20 protein-coding genes are annotated in these 16,711 nt (G+C 70.8%); 9 read left to right on the top strand and 11 right to left on the bottom strand.

Annotated elements, in window-relative coordinates:
- Together DP939_RS41230 and DP939_RS41225 are read right to left on the bottom strand one after the other, a co-directional pair.
- The coding region (locus DP939_RS41230) for a dihydrodipicolinate synthase family protein (RefSeq protein ID WP_199565747.1) at positions 1–325 on the bottom strand (325 nt) is incomplete at its 3' end.
- Between the two features lie 7 nt (positions 326–332).
- The gene (locus DP939_RS41225; RefSeq protein WP_113986286.1) at positions 333–1,745 is read right to left on the bottom strand and encodes a fumarylacetoacetate hydrolase family protein; all 1,413 of its coding nucleotides are present in this window, start codon (positions 1,743–1,745) and stop codon (positions 333–335) included.
- Between the two features lie 387 nt (positions 1,746–2,132).
- Here DP939_RS41225 and DP939_RS41220 point away from each other — a divergent pair, with 387 nt between their 5' ends.
- Genes DP939_RS41220 through DP939_RS41205 form a run of 4 tightly spaced genes read left to right on the top strand, consistent with a single transcriptional unit; the run spans position 2,133 to position 5,937 of the window.
- Entirely contained in the window at positions 2,133–3,578 is a 1,446-nt protein-coding gene (locus DP939_RS41220) for an aldehyde dehydrogenase family protein (RefSeq protein WP_113986285.1), read from the top strand.
- Positions 3,578–4,447: a 3,4-dihydroxyphenylacetate 2,3-dioxygenase gene (gene hpaD / locus DP939_RS41215; protein ID WP_113986284.1), complete on the top strand. Its 870-nt coding sequence runs from the start codon at positions 3,578–3,580 to the stop codon at positions 4,445–4,447. Before DP939_RS41220 ends, hpaD begins: the two co-directional genes overlap by 1 nt.
- A 36-nt stretch (positions 4,448–4,483) precedes the next feature.
- Positions 4,484–5,224, top strand: coding sequence for an alpha/beta fold hydrolase (locus DP939_RS41210; protein ID WP_113986283.1), 741 nt, complete (start codon positions 4,484–4,486; stop codon positions 5,222–5,224).
- A gap of 14 nt (positions 5,225–5,238) precedes the next feature.
- Positions 5,239–5,937 (top strand): GntR family transcriptional regulator, encoded by a 699-nt coding sequence (locus DP939_RS41205; RefSeq protein WP_225878837.1) that lies wholly within the window; start codon positions 5,239–5,241, stop codon positions 5,935–5,937.
- Between the two features lie 37 nt (positions 5,938–5,974).
- Here DP939_RS41205 and DP939_RS41200 read toward each other — a convergent pair whose 3' ends face one another.
- The 5 genes from DP939_RS41200 to DP939_RS41180 form a co-directional block, all read right to left on the bottom strand.
- On the bottom strand, positions 5,975–6,376 hold the full coding sequence (locus DP939_RS41200; RefSeq protein ID WP_113986281.1) for an NUDIX hydrolase: 402 nt from the start codon (positions 6,374–6,376) through the stop codon (positions 5,975–5,977).
- 55 nt (positions 6,377–6,431) lie between these two features.
- Positions 6,432–7,700: a hypothetical protein gene (locus DP939_RS41195; RefSeq protein WP_113986280.1), complete on the bottom strand. Its 1,269-nt coding sequence runs from the start codon at positions 7,698–7,700 to the stop codon at positions 6,432–6,434.
- Entirely contained in the window at positions 7,697–8,188 is a 492-nt protein-coding gene (locus DP939_RS41190) for a SigE family RNA polymerase sigma factor (protein WP_113986294.1), read from the bottom strand. Before DP939_RS41190 ends, DP939_RS41195 begins: the two co-directional genes overlap by 4 nt.
- 111 nt (positions 8,189–8,299) lie before the next feature.
- Positions 8,300–8,527, bottom strand: coding sequence for a DUF397 domain-containing protein (locus DP939_RS41185; RefSeq protein WP_113986279.1), 228 nt, complete (start codon positions 8,525–8,527; stop codon positions 8,300–8,302).
- A gap of 46 nt (positions 8,528–8,573) precedes the next feature.
- The gene (locus tag DP939_RS41180; protein ID WP_113986278.1) at positions 8,574–9,431 is read right to left on the bottom strand and encodes a helix-turn-helix domain-containing protein; all 858 of its coding nucleotides are present in this window, start codon (positions 9,429–9,431) and stop codon (positions 8,574–8,576) included.
- A 186-nt stretch (positions 9,432–9,617) separates the two neighbouring features.
- On the opposite strand from DP939_RS41180, the gene DP939_RS41175 reads away from it, so the two are divergent.
- Genes DP939_RS41175 through DP939_RS41165 form a run of 3 tightly spaced genes read left to right on the top strand, consistent with a single transcriptional unit; the run spans position 9,618 to position 10,642 of the window.
- A complete protein-coding gene (locus DP939_RS41175; RefSeq protein WP_113986277.1) occupies positions 9,618–9,893 on the top strand; it encodes a hypothetical protein in 276 nt (91 codons plus the stop codon).
- The gene (locus tag DP939_RS41170; RefSeq protein ID WP_113986276.1) at positions 9,894–10,301 is read left to right on the top strand and encodes an ATP-binding protein; all 408 of its coding nucleotides are present in this window, start codon (positions 9,894–9,896) and stop codon (positions 10,299–10,301) included.
- Positions 10,302–10,339: 38 nt separating this feature from the next.
- Positions 10,340–10,642: a DUF397 domain-containing protein gene (locus DP939_RS41165; protein WP_113986275.1), complete on the top strand. Its 303-nt coding sequence runs from the start codon at positions 10,340–10,342 to the stop codon at positions 10,640–10,642.
- A gap of 110 nt (positions 10,643–10,752) precedes the next feature.
- Here the strand turns inward: DP939_RS41165 and DP939_RS41160 are convergent, their stop codons facing one another.
- Complete coding sequence (locus DP939_RS41160; protein ID WP_113986274.1) at positions 10,753–11,676, bottom strand: NmrA/HSCARG family protein; 924 nt, start codon at positions 11,674–11,676, stop codon at positions 10,753–10,755.
- A gap of 105 nt (positions 11,677–11,781) precedes the next feature.
- Here DP939_RS41160 and DP939_RS49175 point away from each other — a divergent pair, with 105 nt between their 5' ends.
- Positions 11,782–12,372 (top strand): TetR/AcrR family transcriptional regulator, encoded by a 591-nt coding sequence (locus DP939_RS49175; RefSeq protein ID WP_113986273.1) that lies wholly within the window; start codon positions 11,782–11,784, stop codon positions 12,370–12,372.
- A gap of 80 nt (positions 12,373–12,452) precedes the next feature.
- Here the strand turns inward: DP939_RS49175 and DP939_RS41150 are convergent, their stop codons facing one another.
- Both DP939_RS41150 and DP939_RS41145 read right to left on the bottom strand, forming a co-directional pair.
- The gene (locus DP939_RS41150; RefSeq protein WP_113986272.1) at positions 12,453–13,187 is read right to left on the bottom strand and encodes an SDR family NAD(P)-dependent oxidoreductase; all 735 of its coding nucleotides are present in this window, start codon (positions 13,185–13,187) and stop codon (positions 12,453–12,455) included.
- The gene (locus DP939_RS41145; RefSeq protein ID WP_113986271.1) at positions 13,184–14,188 is read right to left on the bottom strand and encodes a methyltransferase; all 1,005 of its coding nucleotides are present in this window, start codon (positions 14,186–14,188) and stop codon (positions 13,184–13,186) included. The genes DP939_RS41150 and DP939_RS41145 overlap by 4 nt, the downstream gene beginning before the upstream one ends.
- Before the next feature lie 124 nt (positions 14,189–14,312).
- Between DP939_RS41145 and DP939_RS41140 the strand changes: the two genes are divergently transcribed.
- The gene (locus DP939_RS41140) at positions 14,313–15,287 is read left to right on the top strand and encodes an aldo/keto reductase (RefSeq protein WP_113986270.1); all 975 of its coding nucleotides are present in this window, start codon (positions 14,313–14,315) and stop codon (positions 15,285–15,287) included.
- 10 nt (positions 15,288–15,297) lie between these two features.
- Here the strand turns inward: DP939_RS41140 and DP939_RS41135 are convergent, their stop codons facing one another.
- The gene (locus DP939_RS41135) at positions 15,298–16,656 is read right to left on the bottom strand and encodes an amidohydrolase (RefSeq protein ID WP_113986293.1); all 1,359 of its coding nucleotides are present in this window, start codon (positions 16,654–16,656) and stop codon (positions 15,298–15,300) included.
- Between the last annotated feature and the right edge of the window lie 55 nt (positions 16,657–16,711).

The raw sequence follows: 16,711 nt of genomic DNA, 5'->3' as shown, positions 1-16,711 counted from the left end.
GGGCGGCGTCGGCGCCGTGGCGGTCGGCGTGGTCGGTGAGGTGGAGGGTGTCTTGGAGGTGGGCGGCGCCGGTGGCGGGGAGGAAGGGGACGGTGTCGTTGGTCTCTTGGGCGACGGTGGTGATGGCGGTGAGGCGTTCGTCGGTGGTCTGGGCGGAGGGTTCGCCGGTGGAGCCGCCGGTGGAGATGCCGTGGGAGCCTTGGCGGAGTTGCCAGCGGACCAGTTCGCGTAGTGAGTCGTGGTCGAGGGCGCCGTCGGTGGTGAACGGGGTGACCACCGGGGCGATGGACCCACGGATCGACGCGGGGTCGGAACGGAATCTCATGCCGGACTCACTCCTCCTTCCACTCCTCGTATTCGCGGCGGCGGCGCGGGCCGAGCGGGTAGAGACCGTCGATCGAGGCGCCGCCGTCCACCTGCTGATAGATGAAACGTTCCTCGCGTTCCTGGGCGGCGGCCTCCTGGGCGACCTCCGCGACCAGGGCGGGCGGGATGACGACCACGCCCTCGGCGTCGCCCACGAGCACGTCACCGGGCATCACCAACACCCCGCCGCAGGCCACCGGCACCTGTGACTCCAGTGGAACGTGCCGCCGCCCGAGCACGGAGGCGTGCGCTACCGCGTAGTAGGCGGGCATGTCCAGCCTGCCGAACGACGGGCTGTCCCGCAGGCCGCCGTCGGTGACCACGCCGGCCGCGCCCCTGCGCAGCGCACGCAGGGCGAGGATGTCGCCGAGCGTGCCCGCGCCATGGTCGCCCCGTGCCTCGATCACCAGCACCTCACCCGGCCGGATCTCCTCGATCGTGCGCTTCTGGGCGTTCATGCCCCCGCCGATCTTCTTGAACACGTCCTCGCGCAGCGGGACGTACCGCAGTGTGCGCGCCACGCCGACCATGCGCAGGTCCGGCCGGGCCGGGCGGACGCCCTCGATGAAGTGGTGGTCGATGCCGTGCGCGCGCAGCCGCGCCGACAGCGTCGCGGTGGACACCGTCCGCAGGGTGGCGGCCACGTCGTCGGGCAGCACCGGCGGCGGCGGGACGCTCCCGTACGCCAGGGCCCGGGTCTTCTCGTCCGCCTGGGGCTGCGCCCCGTACGACGGGATCGGGTCCTCCTCGGCGACGATCTTGTTGCTCAGCCGGCCCGCGTTCTCCAACTCGACCTCCACGACGTCGCCCGGCTCGACGACGGTCGAGCCCGCCGGGGTGCCGGCCAGGATGATGTCGCCCGGTTCCAGCGTCATCATCCGCGACAGGTCGGCGATCAGCAGGTCGAACGGGTAGAGCAGCTCGTCGGTACGGGCCTCCTGGACGATCTCGCCGTTGACGTACGTGCGCAGCAGCAGGTTCTCGGGGTCGGCGTCGGCGGCCCACACGATCGCGGGGCCGATCGGGGTGAAGCCGTCCTGGCCCTTGGCCCGCAGGTTGGAGCCCCCGTCGGTGTGCTTGAAGTCATAGACGCCGAAGTCGTTGGCCGCGGCGTAGCCCAGGACGTGGCCGAGCGCCTTCTCCCTGGACACCCGGTGCGCGCGCGTCCCGATGATGATCGCGATCTCGCCCTCGAAGGCCAGCAGCTCGCATCCGGCGGGCCGCACGACCGTGCGGCCGGACCACGACAGCGACGACGGCGGCTTGAGGAAGTAGGTGGGGTGGGGGGCCGGGAGACGTCCACGCTCGGCCGCGCGGCTGCGGTAGTTCAGGTGGACCGCGATGATTTTGGCTGGCGAGAGGCCCAGCGGGTGTTCCATCCCATCCCTTTCGGATCATATAGGACATCGTTGATGATACTTCTTGGGCCCCGGTCGGGCTATAGACAAAAATATCTGACTTCATACATGATTTCAGCTATGGGTCGGTGCGCGCCTCACGGGGAAGGGTCGCTCTTCGACTCCGAGGGCGGTGCGCCTTCGGGGTTTCCCTCCTGCCAAGGCGATCCCCCGGATGTGGCGTGCCACCCCGATGCGCTCCTTCGGTGTGGGGCGCGCGGCTGCGGGAACTCGGCGGGACGGAGTTCCCGGGGTCATCCCCGGGGGTGCGGATTCCAAGGCCACCCCCGGGGAACGCGGTCGCTCGGCAGCGGCCGGTGGGAGTGCGGTGACGGTCGGGGATGACTGCGGCGAGAAGGAGGCTGGCGGATGACGAATTTGCTGGTCGGCGGTGAGTGGACGGCGGCATCGGGCGGAGCGCGGTTTCAAACCGTGAACCCCGCGGACGGTACGGTCCTCGCGGAGTGCGCGGAGGCGGCGCCCGCCGACATCGACCGGGCGGTGGCGGCGGCCAGAGCGGCGCTGCACGACCCGGCGTGGGCCGATCTGCCGCCCGCGCGCCGGGCCCGATTACTGTGGAGGGTCGCCGACCTGGTCGAAGAGCACGCGGACGAGCTGGCCGAGCTGGAGACCCGGGACAACGGGCAGCCGCTGGGCGTGGCCAAGGACATCACGGTCGCCGGGACGGCCGAGCACTTCCGCTACTTCGCCGGTTGGTGTACCAAGATCCAGGGCGACGTGATCCCGGTCTCCTACCCGGACACCCTGCACTACACGAGACGCGAACCGGTCGGCGTGTGCGCGCTGATCACCCCATGGAACTTCCCGATGATGATCGCCGCCTGGAAGCTCGCGCCCGCGCTGGCCTGCGGCAACACGGTGATCATCAAGCCCGCCGAACAGACGCCGCTGAGCACGGTTGCGCTGGTGGAGCTGATGGAACGTGCCGGTTTCCCGCCCGGCGTGGTCAACCTGCTGACCGGAGGCCCCGCGGTCGGGGCCGGGCTCGCCGTGCACGAGGACGTGGACAAGGTGTCGTTCACCGGGTCCACCCGGGTCGGCCGTTCCCTCGTCTACGCGGGCGCGGGCAACATGAAGCGGCTCACCCTGGAACTGGGCGGCAAGGCGCCCAGCATCATCGCGGCCGACGCCGACATCGACGCCGCCGTGGCGGGCAACGTGATGGGCGCGCTGTTCAACAGCGGCCAGGTCTGCGCCGCCTACGCCCGCTTCTACGTCGATCGCAAGCGCGCCGACGAGTTCACCGCCAAGATGGCCGCCGCCGCGTCCCGGCTGCGCCTCGGCCCGGGGCTCGACCCGGAGTCCCAGCTCGGGCCGCTGATCACCGAGGAGCACCTGAACCGGGTCGACTCCTACGTGCGCGGCGCCCGCGCCGAGGGCGCCGAACTGGTGATCGGCGGGCAGCGCGCCGACGGGCCGCTGGCGGGCGGGTTCTTCTACGAGCCGACCGTCCTGGCAGGTGTAGGCGACGAAATGACGGTTGCGAAAGAAGAAGTCTTCGGCCCGGTCATCCCTGTGATCGCCTACGATGACCCAGAGGAGATGGTGGCGCGCGCCAACGCGTCGGAGTACGGCCTGGCCGCGTCGATCTGGACCAACGACCTGTCCACCGCGCACAAGCTGGCCGCGAGGATCCGGGCCGGCGCCGTATTCATCAATATGGGTCATGTACCCGACGCCGCGACGACCTGGGGCGGTTTCAAGGCCAGCGGCTGGGGGCGGGAGATGGGACCCTACGCCATTGACGCCTACACGGAGGTCAAAGGCGTCTGGACACACCTTGGAGGGGTGTGATGGGAGAACTCGTCCTCGCAGCGAAGATCACGCATGTGCCGTCGATCTGGCTGTCACTCCAGCCCGGCAAGCACTTCGGCATCCGCCGTCCGGCCGAACTCGCACTCAGCGAGGTCGGCCGGAGGGCCAGGGAGCGCGGCGCCGACACCTTCCTGATCGCCGACACCCACTGGATGAACAGCATCGGCTTCCATCTCAACGGCAAGGAGCGGCACAGCGGCTCCTACGCCAGCCATGAGCTGCCGCACTTCATCCACGACCTCGAATACGACTATCCGGGCAACCCGGAGCTGGCCGAGCTGGCCAGGCAGGAGATCGTCGCGGGCGGCCAGAAGGGGCTCGTGCACACCTACCGGGACCTCGGGCTGGAGTACGCGACCCTCGTGCCGATGTACTTCATGAACCCCGACTCCAACATCAGGGTGCTGCCGATCGGCTGCAACGTCTACTCCTCGATCGAGGAGAACCGGCGGATCGGCGAGGCGCTGATGCGGGCCATCCGGCACAGCGACAACAAGGTGGCCTTCCTGGCCAGCGGCTCGCTGTCGCACGCGTTCCCGGACAACGAGGTCGCTGAGTCGCTGCTGAACGACGTGAGCAGCGAGATCAACCGCAAGGTGGACATGGCGGTGCTCGACATGTGGACGACCGGCCGGGCGGCCGAGTTCATCGACATGCTGCCCGACTACAACCGGCGCTGCTCGGGCGAGGGCGCGATGGCCGACACGGCCATGCTCTTCGGCATGCTGGGCTGGCGCGACTACAAGGGCAGCGGCGAGCAGCTCTGCCCGTACTTCGGCTCGACCGGGACCGGGCAGGTGGTCGTCGACTTCGCCGTGCCCGGACACGATACGATGGCCAGTCGATAAGAAATCATATGTGAAATAACACAGGAGTACCTGGGGATGGCTGAGCGGCCGGTGTTGTCGTACAGAAGGTTCGAGCCGGGCCCGTCCGGCGACGGGCGCGTCACGGTCCTGCTGCACGGGTTCTGCTCGGACGGAGACGCCGACTGGGTGCGACCGGGCACGGCCGCGGCACTGGCCGCGGCCGGGCACACGGTGATCGTGCCCGACCTGCGCGGCCACGGGGCCAGCCCGGCCCCGGCCGCGCCCGCGGAGGCGCACGCCGACGCGCTGGCCCGCGACGTGCTCGCGGTGCTCGACCAGGCCGGAGCCCGGGAGTTCGACATCGTCGGCTACTCGCTGGGCGCGCGGCTGGCCTGGGAGGTCGTCCGGCAGGCCGCCGGACGCGCGGGCCGGGTGGTGCTCGGCGGGCTCAGCCCGGCCGAGCCGTTCACCGCGGTGGACCCGGCGGCGCTGCACCGCGCGGTGCGCACCGGCGAGCAGCCGGCCGACCCGTTCACCGGGATGATCGCCGGAATGGTCGCCGCCACCGGAGAGCGGGCCGCGGGCCTGGCCATGGTGGTGGAGGGGCTGCGCGAGACGCCGTTCGACCCGGCGACCTGGGCGGGCCGCACACCGCCCGTGCTGATCGCCGGGCGCGACGACATGATGGTCAGGGGAATCGAGCGTATCGTCGAGTCGACCGCGGGCGCGCAGCTCGTCATGGTCCCTGGAGGACACATCGAGGCCCTGACGGGAGCCGACTTCCGCGAGGCCGTCGTGAAGGTGCTCCAGCGATGAGCGAGGGGGGACGTGTGAGCACCACCAAGAGATCGGCCCCGGCCGGGAAGCAGACCAGGGCCAAGGGATCGAAGGCCGAGCTGAGCTACTCGCTGCTGCGCTCGCGCATTCTGGACGGCACGTACGGTCCCGGGTACCGGCTGGTCATCGACCAGCTGGCCAGGGAGACCGGCGTGAGCACCATCCCGCTGCGCGAGGCCGTGCGCCGGTTGCAGTCCGACGGCCTGGTCGAGGTCATCCGCAACATCGGCGCCCGGGTGGCCGCCTTCGACGCGGTGCAGGTCGAGCACACGCTCAACGTGCTGGCCCGGCTGGAGGGGTATGCGACCGCGATCTCCGCGCCGCTGATGAGCGCCGAGCAGATCCGCGAGTCGCGCGAGATCAACGTCAGGATGTTCGAGGCGCTGGAGGAGTTCGACCCGGCCTCCTTCACGGCGCTCAACCGGGAGTTCCACTTCTCGATCTACCGGCACTGCCCGGACGATCATCTCAACGCGCTGCTGGAGTCGGAGTGGGCGCGGCTCGACCACATGCGCCGGTCCACGTTCACGTACGTGCCGGGGCGCGCCCGTCGTTCCGTCGAGGAACACGACCACCTGCTCGAACTCATCGAGACCCGCGCGGCGGCGGCCGAGGTCGAGGAGGCGGCCCGGATGCACAAGGTCGCCACGGCGGCGGCCCTGCACAGCGCCCACGTCGGCAGCCCGCGCTGACCGATCGGGTGCGGGCCCGCACGGGCCCGCACCCGCGCTATCCGAGGCGGGCGAACCAGGTGGCGATCGACCGTTTGTAGCCTTCGGGCATCGGCAAGCCGGGTACCTCGTCCTCGGTGAACAGGCCCGCCTGCTTGTGCTCATGGCTGATGACCGGGGGCGCGTCGGTGTCCACGGTGGCGCCGTAGGTCACGATGAAGACGTCGGCGCCGTCGCGGATGTGGTACAGCCACGAGTCCAGGATCGGCCCCGCCACGGCGTCCCAGCCGACCTCTTCCTTGATCTCCTGGACCAGCCGCTCCGGCGGGTCCTCGCCCAGCTCCAGCCGTCCGCCGGGCAGTTCCCATTCGTCCCGTTCGTTCTTCAACAACAGCACGCGACCGGCGCGGACGATCACGCCTTTGATCGAGACCGGGAACCTGTACGACGGGTGGCTCATCTCGTTGACCGAATCCTCGCGGCGACATGTGCCTGAAACCTAACAGCGGCACGGGTCATTTGATCCGGCGCAGGTTCACGACCACCCAACTGTCGCCGCTCTCGTAGCCGAACAGCCCCTGCTGGCGGTAGTCGAGCACCGCCACGGGCATGGTGACCGACTCGCGCTTGAGCTTGCTTCCCGGCCTGGGCTTGACCTTGACCGGCCGGATGCCGAGGTCCCCCGCCCGCCCAGTGGACAGGTCGTACAGCACCTGTCCCCGCAACCGCCCCTTGTCGGCGGACTGAAGGAGCGTGACGAAACGGTCGAGTTCCACCCCGTTGGAATCGATCCTGCCGGGCAGGGGGCGTTCTGTGCCGTCGTCGCGGCGGAACGCCGAGCGGTCCAGAACGCACCAGGTGGCGGCGCAGAAGGCTCCCTTCGGGGCGGTTGCCCGCCCGAGCCGGCGCCGGGTTTCGAGGTTGACCAGGGTGCTGAAGGCCACGATGCTGCTCCGCTTGAGAGCGTCGGGGCGCGGGACGCCCGCCCAGGGCCAGACGAGCAGGGTGTAGTGCGCCATCGCGCCCGGTACCGGCTTCGGGCGTCCGCCGGTGAGCGGTACCTCGTAGACGCCGGACCCGCCCCACGGCGACCACACGGCCTTGTCGCCGACGATCTCCATGTCGATCCCGCCGTAGTGCGGAACGGTCCCGAACGTGGCGACCTTCCGCTGCGCGCCCCCGGAGGCCGGGGCGGTCCAGATGTCCACCACGGGGCGGCTCTCCACCTTTCGCGCCGTCCACCAGGCCAGCCGCCCGCCGCCCGCCGAGATCACGCTGGCGGTGACGGTCGTGCGCGGGGGCGGGGTGACGGCGACGAGCCGCTTGGCGGTGCGCGAGCCGATGTCGTACGCCCACAGGCCGTCCATCTTGTCGGCGTGGCCGTCCTTCAGGGTCCTGGCCAGGATCGTCCGGTCGTCCAGGAACGCCTCGGGCCGGAACGCCCTGCCGTTGGGCAGGGTGGCGGGAATGCTGTGCACGGCGTCCGGCCACACCTTCTCGATCGGCGGGAAGACCTTGTCCGGCGCCGAGGTCGCGGTGGGCGTGACGGCCGGTACCGGGCGCTCGGCGATCTCCGGGTCGCGCGGGGCCACGCCGTTGACGGCGTACGTGCCGCCCGCCGTCAGTACGACGACGGCCGCCGCCGCGTACAGCGCCGTACCCCGCCTGCGCCGCCGCCGATACCCGTCCTCGACCCGCCCGCGCAGATCCCCGACCGGCCGCGGGGCGTACCGCGCGGCCTGCTCGAACTCGGCGGCCAGCGACTTCTCCAGTTCCGTGGTCATGCGAGATGTCCCTTCTCGACGAGGGCGGGCAGGTCGTCGCGGAGCTTGCCGAGCGCGCGGAACGCCTGACTGCGCACGGTCCCCTGCGAGATCCCCAGCACCCCGGCGATCTCGGCGTCCGTCAGCTGCTCGTAGTAGCGCAACACCAGCACCGCCCGCTGACGCCGGGGCAGCCTCGCCAGCACGTCCCAGACGGGCGAGCCCTCATACGGGACGTCCACATGAATCTGGTCCGGCGGGGCCGCCGTGACATGCTCCCGCCTGCGCCTGCGCCAGGCATTGATGTGCAGCCGCGTCATCGTGGTCCGGACATAACTCTCCGGATCGCTCTTCCGCCGCACCCGCTCCCACGCCCCGCGCAACCGGACGAGAGCGTCCTGCACGAGATCGGCCGCATCGTGCGGATTGCCCGTCAGCAGGTATCCGAAGCGGAGTAACGCATCAGCCCGTTCGGCAAGGAACTGCTCAAACAGCGCATCATCCTGCAAGTCCGCACCTTCCTCCATCCATCCCGACTACGACGGACAGAGGACACGGGACGTTGCACGAACCACCGTATTTCCCAGGGGACCGTGGGTCCCCTGGGGTGAAGGGAGGGATCAGCGAAGGTCGTCGAACTCGCCGTCTTTGATGCCACCAGCGAATGCGGCCCACTCGGCGGGGGTGAAGGTGAGTACGGGGCCTTGGGGGTCCTTGGAATCTCTGACGAGGAACAGGCGGCCGGCTTGGGCAGCGGTCTGATCTGGGGCTACGGTGGCGACCTCGACGCAGTCGGAGCCATTGCCGCTGCGGCTGCTCTTGCGCCACTGGATGTCGGTCAGGTCCATTTCGGATACCCGGGCTTTCTCTGTGGGGGGATCGGCCGTGTCGTGATCAGCGACGGGCGATGCGCGAGATCAGGGCCGTCGATGCGTCGAGGTCCAGGGCCGCGCGGCTCAGGTGGTCGAAAGCCATTGTGTACCGGTATATCTCGGCATCGCTCTCGATGTACAGGCTACTCATCATGGTCTCGACGTACACCACCTGCGGGTCGTACCGCTCCTGGAACTCAAGGATGGAGAAGGGACCGGCCGTGGACGGGTGCGCTCCCTTGGTGAGTGGGAGCACCTGCAAGGTGACGGTATCGAGCCGGGCGAGTTCAAGAAGCCGGTCGTTCTGGGCGGCCATGATCGCCGGCGAGCCGACCGTGTGAGCGAGCACCGCCTCATCGATGATCACCCACAGCTTGAGCGGGTCGTCCTGCCGGTGCAGGAGCCGCTGCCGCGTCATCCGGACATCGACCCGCCGGTCGATCTCGTTCGGGGCCAGCATGCCCATGTGGGCCGATCGTATGATCTCGCGTGCGTAGTCCTCGGTCTGGAGCAGGCCGTGCAGGATGATCGGGTTGAAGGCGCGGATGGAAGCGGTTTCGGCCTCCAGCTCGATGTACGTCGCGTAGTCGGTGGGCAGCGAGTCGGCGTACGCGTCCCACCAGCCCCGGCGGCGTGCCGTACGGGCGAGCACGTAGAGGGCTTCGCGCCGGTCGGCGGGCATGTCGTACAGGTCGAGCATCCGGGTGAGATCGGGAATCGTGATGCCGGTGCGCGCGGTCTCGATGCGGGAGACCTTGGCGATCGACCAGCCCAGCCGCTCGGCGGTCTCCTCAATGGTCCACGCGCTGCGTTCGCGAAGTCGCCGCAGCTCGCCCGCCAGTCGTCGGCGGCGCACCGAGGGGCCACGCGCAGGCGTCATGGGGAGTCTCCGTAGGTCGGCTGGTGATCAGGGGTACGGCGGGGAGCTTACTCGGATCCACTTCCGTGAGAAGGCAGATGCAAATTTACAGATCTGCTTGCGCATCCGAAGGTCATGGTTGACCATCATAACGAGTAGCGGGCTCGACACGGGCCGTAGTCGTGACATTGGCGTGCGGAGGGTGCGGTGAGCGACGACAACGCGTCACGGGAGGAATCGGAGTTCGTTGCGCTGACGCGGCTGGCGTGGCGGCTGCGGTGGCTGGGCCGAGCGGTATGTGTCGAGTTACCGGCCGACGATCAGCCGTGTGTGCGCCTTTCGCGCGGCTGCGGGACAGAAGTCCGGATCGTCGTGGCGGCCCGGGTCGGCAGGCCCACGTTCAGGTGGGGACGAGGCACGACGCAGTGGGTGGATCTCGGCGATCCGGCCGCGGCGGCGACGATCCACAGGGCGGTGCGTTAGATGGCCGGCGCGACGGCGATGCGGATTCCGGGAACGGCGGAGGCGATCGGGGTCGTCCGGGAGTGGGCCGCCCTGGTCATGCTGGCGGACGGCTGCAAGTACGTGGACTCCGCCGTTCTGGTCATCAGCGAGCTGGTGGGAAATGCGATCAAGCACACCCGCTCGCAGCGCGACGGGGGGCGCGTGGTGGTGCGGCTCACCTACCCGGCGGCCGATGTGGTGCGGGTCGATGTCATCGACGACGGCGCGACGACGGTACCCCGGCCGCGCTACCCCGACTGGGACATGGAATCCGGGCGCGGCCTGTGGATGGTGGAACAGGTGGCGCTGGCCTGGGGGCAGCGGGCGCTGCCGGGAGGGCGGCGGGCGGTATGGGCCGACGTGGCCGTGACCTTCTGCGCGGCATGAGGCGGCGATGGCCCCGGGCGGGCCGGAGGGGAGGCGAGATGGTCGCGGGGCTTGAGGTGGAGGCGTCGGGGCTGGACGCGGCGTGGGTGCGGGTGCGGGACTCGGCCGACCTGACCAGCGGCGGGGTGCTGGTGTCGCGGCAGGGGTTCAGCGCGTTCGTGGCCGGGGCGCTGGCGGGGGAGGTGCGGCCGGTGGAACGGCAGGGCCTGGCGCTGGTGGAGGTCGGTGACCTGGCGGAGCGGTCGCGGTGGCTGGTGACCACGTACGAGTCGTGGATGGCCTTCCTGGTCCGGGCTCAGCGGGGTGACTTCGACGAGTTCGCGCTGCCGCGGCGGATGTGACCGAGAGCTTCGCAGGGAGGTGGTCGATACGAGATAGCGACAGGTAGCGGAGCGAAGCAGGGCGGGCCCTCTCCGGCCGGGTGATGCCGGGAGGGCCCGTTCCGCCGGTGCTAGGCGGTGGGGGACATGTACTTTTGCGCCCATTGGGCGAAGGGGGTGAGGGGGATGCCGAGGGCCTTGGCGTACTCCGGGCGGGCGGGCTGGCCCGCCTCGTTCAGCCAGTCGAGGGTGGCGCCCATGGGGGGCATTCCACCAGCGAGGGCCTCTTCCTGGGTCATTTCCGGCGCGGACACGGGAGTGCCCAGGGCTTGGGACAGGACCTCGGCGATCTCCTTCATTGACAGATGGTCGCCGGCCAGCTCCAGTTCGACCTGGTGGAATCGCTCCGGTTCGGCGATGGCCCTGGCGGCGGCCTCGCCGATGTCGGCCACGGCGATGAGGGACAGGCGGGTCTCGGGCTTCAGCGCGGTCACCAGGCCGCCCTCGATGCCGTGGGGGAACAGGTACGCCATGGAGGGCAGGAAGTTCTCCATGAAGAAGCCGGGCTTGAGGATGGTCCAGTGTGGGAAGCCCGCCGTGCGGAGCCGGTCCTGGATGGCGCTCTTGGCTTCCATAGTGGGGGCCAGAGCCGCCCAGCGGCCTTCGGCCCAGCCCGGGGTCTCGGTGTGCTGACCCGCGCCGGAGACGGAGGTGTGCACGAACCGCGGCACCCCGGCGGCCCGGGCGGCCTCGATGAGGTTGACGCCCTGGGTGACCTCGCCCGCGAAGTCGAAGCCCTGCTCCGTGAGGCCGGGCATCTGCACGGAGAAGACGGCACGCACGCCCTCGGCGGCCCGGACGATGGAGTCGCGGTCGAGCAGGTCGCCGGTGACCAGTTCGGCGCCGAGTGCCCGGACGGCCTGGGCGCGGTCGGTGGCCGGGTCACGTACCAAGGCACGCACGGGGACGCCCGCCGCGCGCAGAGCGCGGGCGGTGGCTCCGCCCTGCCTGCCGGTGGCTCCGGTGACCAGGACGGGCGCGGATGCTGTGGACATACGGTTTCCCCCAAAGCGCTCACGGAAAAACGGCGGGGCCCGCCGTTTTCTGCTTGGTACAATACGGCGGGGCCCGCCACTTAGCAAGCGACCGGAGGTGACGCCATGTCAGAGGGGCTGCGTTCCGACGCCAGGCGCAACTACACGCGCATCCTCGCCGTGGCCGAGGAGGAGGTCGCCGCCCACGGCGCAGGCGCGTCCCTGGAACAGATCGCCCGCATCGCGGGCGTCGGCTCGGCGACCGTCCGGCGGCACTTCCCCACCCGCCGCGCCCTGCTGGAGGCGGTCTCCCGGAAACGGATCGACGCCCTGTGCGCCCGCGCCCGCGAACTGACCGGCACGGGCGACGGCCGCGAAGCGCTCATGGCATGGCTGAGCGAGGTCGTCGCCTACTGCGTCTCCGCCCGGGGGCTTGCCGCCGCGCTCTCCTACGACGGCACCGAGGCCGACCCGGTACACGAGAACGCCTGCTCAGCCGCCTTGGAAGAGGCGGCGGCCCCCCTGCTGCGCCACGCCGTACAGGACGGCGCCGTGGCACCGGACATCACCGTCGCGGACCTGATCACCCTCATCGTGGGCATCGCCATGGCCACCGAACACCACCCCACCCCGGCCGCCCACGCGGCCCGCCTCTTCCACCTCGCCACGACCGGCCTGACCCCCCAAAGCCGGACAGGCACCCGGGCCGGGGCCTAGAGTGGGACCCACTAAGGCAGGGGAGTCGTCCGCGAGGGCCGCTCCCCACCGCCTTTTCCGGGGCCGTTCAGCCCCGTACGTCAGGTGAGGAGTTGGCCGCCGTCCACCTGGATGGTGGCGCCGGTGATGTGGCCGGCGGCGGGGGAGGCGAGGAAGACGACCAAGGGGGTGAGGTCGGCGGGGGTGGCGATCTTGCGGAGGGGGATGCGGGACTCCCAGGCCTGGCGGGCCTCGGGGATGTCCATCAGGCCCGCGGTCATGGGGGTGTAGACGGGGCCGGGGGCGACGCCGTTGACGAGGATGCCGCTCGGGGCGAGTTCGAGGGCCGCAGTGCGGGTGAGGGCGTCGACGCCGGCCTTGGTGGCCTCGTAGTGGCCGAGGCCCGCGGTGGGCTGGCGGGCGCCGATGGAGCTGATGTTGACGACGCGGCCCGCGATGCCGGCCTCGATCATCCGCTTGGCCACCGCCTTGGTGACGTTGAAGGTGCCGCGCAGGTTGACCGACACCACGCGGTCGAAGATCTCGTGCGGCAGGTCGATCAGCGGGCCGCCGCCGGCGACCACGCCGGCGTTGTTGACCAGTACCTCCACCGGCCCGAGCCGGTCGGTGACGGTGTCCAGCGCGGCCTCGACGGAGGCGGGGTCGCTGACGTCCAGCCGTACGGCCAGCGCGCCGAACGTCGCCGCCGCCTTCTCCGCCTCCTCCATCGCGACGTCGGCCACCACCACCCGTTCGCCGTCCGCGGCGAACGCCTCCGCGACGGCCCTGCCGATTCCGCTCGCCGCGCCCGTGACCAGTACGACCCTGCCGCTCACTTCGCCTCCGCCACCAGGACCCGCGGGGAACCCGCGAGGATCAGCGTCTCCACCGGTTCCCAGCCCGCCTCGCGCAGCCACCCGGCGACCTCCTCCGTCGAGTAGACGACCGTCCCGTCGATCACCAAGTACTCGCCCGCGTGCAGGGCGTCAAGGGCGCGCTGCAAGGGGTCGTCGTCGAGGAAGAAGTCGAGCAGCAGCAGCCGGGCGCCGGGGGCGGCGGCCTGCCGGGCGCGTGCCGCGATGCGCTGGTTGTCCCCGGCGGTGAACCGGTGGACGACGTGTTCGAGCAGGACGAGGTCGAAGCCGCCGGGCACCGGCCCTTCGAGCAGGTCGCCGGTGACCACCTCGGCGCGTTCGCCGGCCTCGGCCAGCGACTTGCCCGCGTACTCGGCCAGGTCGCCGCCGGACAGGAACGTGCCGTGCAGGCCGGGGGCCGAGCGCAGCGCCTGGGCGAGGAACGCGCCGGACAGGCCGCCGAAGTCGAGGGCCCTGGTGTGCCGGGTGAAGTCGTAGTTCTTGGCCAGCATCTTGGCGTGCAGCGCGTTGTAGGTCATCACGCCGGACAGGAAGGTGCTCATCCGGTCGCCGGACAGGTCGAGCGGCACGGGGGCGTCGGTGCGGGCGGTCTGCCCGAAGCGCAGCCAGTGCGGGTAGCTGATCTGGTCCAGGAACGCCAGCCAGGGCCGCAGGTCCACGTCCTCGCCGGTGCCCGCGAGGTGGCGGGCGGTGGCGGCGGTGTTGGCGTACCGGCCGTCGTCGCGGGTGAGCAGGTCCAGGGAGGTCATCGCGTCGGCCAGGATGCGGGTGGTCCGCGGCGGCAGCCCGATGCGCTCGGCGACCTCGGCCGCCGTGGCGGGGCCCTCGGCCAGCGCGGCGAACAGGCCGGTCTCGGCCGCCACGAAGAGCTGCTTGGCGGCCATGTAACCGGTGGCCACAGCGGCGATCTTGTCGATCCCGGCGGACGCCGCCGGCGTCACGGGCTCTGGTTGTGGTGGCATCTCATGGACTCCCTGGACATGCCCGGCACTGGAAAATATTTGGAATGCTATACGATTTTTGCTGATCCGTCAGCGGCACGCGGGCATCCATCGCCGGGCCGCTCGTCACCACCGGAGGTGGGCTGTGGAAGTCGCAGGACAGGTGCCCCGTCGCAGGCTCGGCGCGGCTGGGCCGGAGGTCCCGGTGTTCGGCCTCGGTTCCTGGAACACGTGGGACCGGATGGAGGCCGGGGCGGCGGTCGAGCTGGTCCGGGCGGCCGTCGATCGCGGGGTGAACCTGTTCGACGTGGCCCACTACAACTTCGGCCCGCACGCCGAGAACGCGCGGACCGACGTGATCTTCGGCCGGGTGACCGCCGAGGCCGGGCTGCGCCGCGAGGACTACCTGCTGTGCGGCAAGCTCTGGCTGTGGGACTACCCGGCGTCCTCGCTGAGCGACCCGCTCAAGGTCGCCCTGGAGCGGGTCGGCACCGACCGGGCCGACATGGTGGTGGCCGGGGACTTCTTCGGCGAGCTGGACGTCCGGCGGGTGGTCGCGGACGTGGCCGAGATGGTCGCGGCCGGCCTGTTCGCCTCGTGGGGGGTGAACAACTGGTCGGCCGCCGACCTGCGCCTGGCCATCGGCTTCGCCCGCGCGGAGGGGCTGGTGCCGCCGTCGTTCGCGCAGCTCAAGTACAGCGTGGCGCGGCGCTCGGTGCCGGAGGGCGAGCCGTACGGCGGGCTGTTCGCCGACGGGCTCGGCCTTCAGGCGTCCGACGTGCTGGAGGGCGGCATCCTGGCCGGGAAGCTGAACCCCGAACGCAAGATCGGCGCCGACCCGGGCGGGATCAGGGAGCGCATCCGCGACTCCTTCCCCGCCCTCAAGCGGGTCGCCGACGGCTTCGGCGCCACCCCGGCGCAGGTCGCCGTCGCCTACACCCTGACCCACCCGGCGACCGCGAGCGTGCTGGTCGGGGTGAGCCGCCGGGAGCAGTTCGACGACAACCTGGGCGCGCTGGACCTGCTCGCCCGGCACGGTGACGAACTTCGCGCCGCCGTCGCGGACCTGTGGGCCGACCGCGACGTGGTCGCGCCCGATGCCTCCTGGGGCACCGAGTAAGCCCGATAACTCACAGCTCATGGACGACGCGCCCGTCCACCATGGTCATGGAGACCGTCACCTGCGGTATCGCCGCGGGGTCGGTCTCCGCCAGGTCGGTCTCAAGGACGCACAGATCGGCGACCTTGCCCGCCTCCAGCGAGCCCTTCCAGGAGTCGGCCCCGTCCTGCCAGGCGGGCGTCATCGTGTAGGCGCGGATCGCCTGGGCGAGAGTCAGGCGCTGCTCGGGGCGGGTGAGGGCGGCGGCCATGCCGTACCGCCAGTCCGGGGTCAGCACCGGTGAGTCGGAGCTGAGGCACAGCGGCACCCCGGCGCTCAGCGCGTCGCAGACCGGCCAGGCGTGCCGCATCGCCTCCTCGCCCACCGCGCCGCGCATCATCGCCCCCGCCGTCGCCACCAGCCCCGGCTGGGTGTTCAGGCCGATCCGGGCCGCGGCCATCTTGGCCAGGGTCTCGGGGTGGATCAGGTCGCCGTGGATGATGTAGTGCCGATCCCCGCCGCCACCGCTCGCGGCCAAGGCGTTCACCACGGTCCTGGTCGTCCTGCTGCCGGTGGCGTGCACGCCGATCTGGTGCCCGGCCGCCCGCGCCGCGCCGATCATGGCGATCAGCGCCGCCTCGCGCTCCTCCTCGTCGGCGCCCTCCACCAGCAGCGAGCCGTGCCCGCCGGTGGTGTACGGCTCGTCGTTCCAGGCCGTGCCCATCGGCGGGATGCCGTCGGCGAAGATCTTCACCCCGGCGACGTGGAACCAGCCGGGGATGTCGCCGGGCGGGGTGAAGCCGTCGAGCCCGGCCAGGAAGCCGGGCAGCGAGCTGGCCCCGTCCAGCTCGCCGAACAACATCAGCGCGGTGACTCTCGCGTTGAGTCTGCCCTCGGCGGCGAGATCGGCGTACTCTCGCAGGACGGCGGAGCCGAAGCACCCGCTCGGGCCGTCGTCCTCACCGGGCCCGAGGCCGGGTTCGGTGTAGCTGGTGATGCCGAGCGGGGCGAGGAGCTGGGTGGCGCGCAGGATCGCGGCCCGCCGTTGGGCGGAGGTCTCCAGCCGGACGCGCTTCTTGGGCGGTTCGGCGGCGGGGGGCGCGGCCATTTGGTCCATCAGCAGCTCGGGCCACATCTGGCCGAGCCACGTACCGTGCAGATGGGAGTCGTTGATGCCGGGGAGCACCGACCTCCCGGCGAGCCGTACGACCCGTGTACGCGGGCCGACGAGGCAGGCGACCTCCTCATCGGTACCCACCCTGGAGATCCTTCCGGCGGTGATCGCGATCGCCTCGGCGACGCGGTCGCCGGCGTCCACGGTATGCACGGTGCCGCCGGTCATGACAAGATCCGCCGAGTCGAGGTCGGCCCAGGAACCCATTCGTGACATCTTGGCCTCCACTCTGGACACCCCCGTTTACCTACGCATAACGTACATGGAATCA

The organism is Spongiactinospora rosea, assembly GCF_003315795.1.
In the GTDB taxonomy this organism is placed as follows: domain Bacteria; phylum Actinomycetota; class Actinomycetes; order Streptosporangiales; family Streptosporangiaceae; genus Spongiactinospora; species Spongiactinospora rosea.
This window is presented reverse-complemented; position numbering and strand designations above follow the sequence as displayed.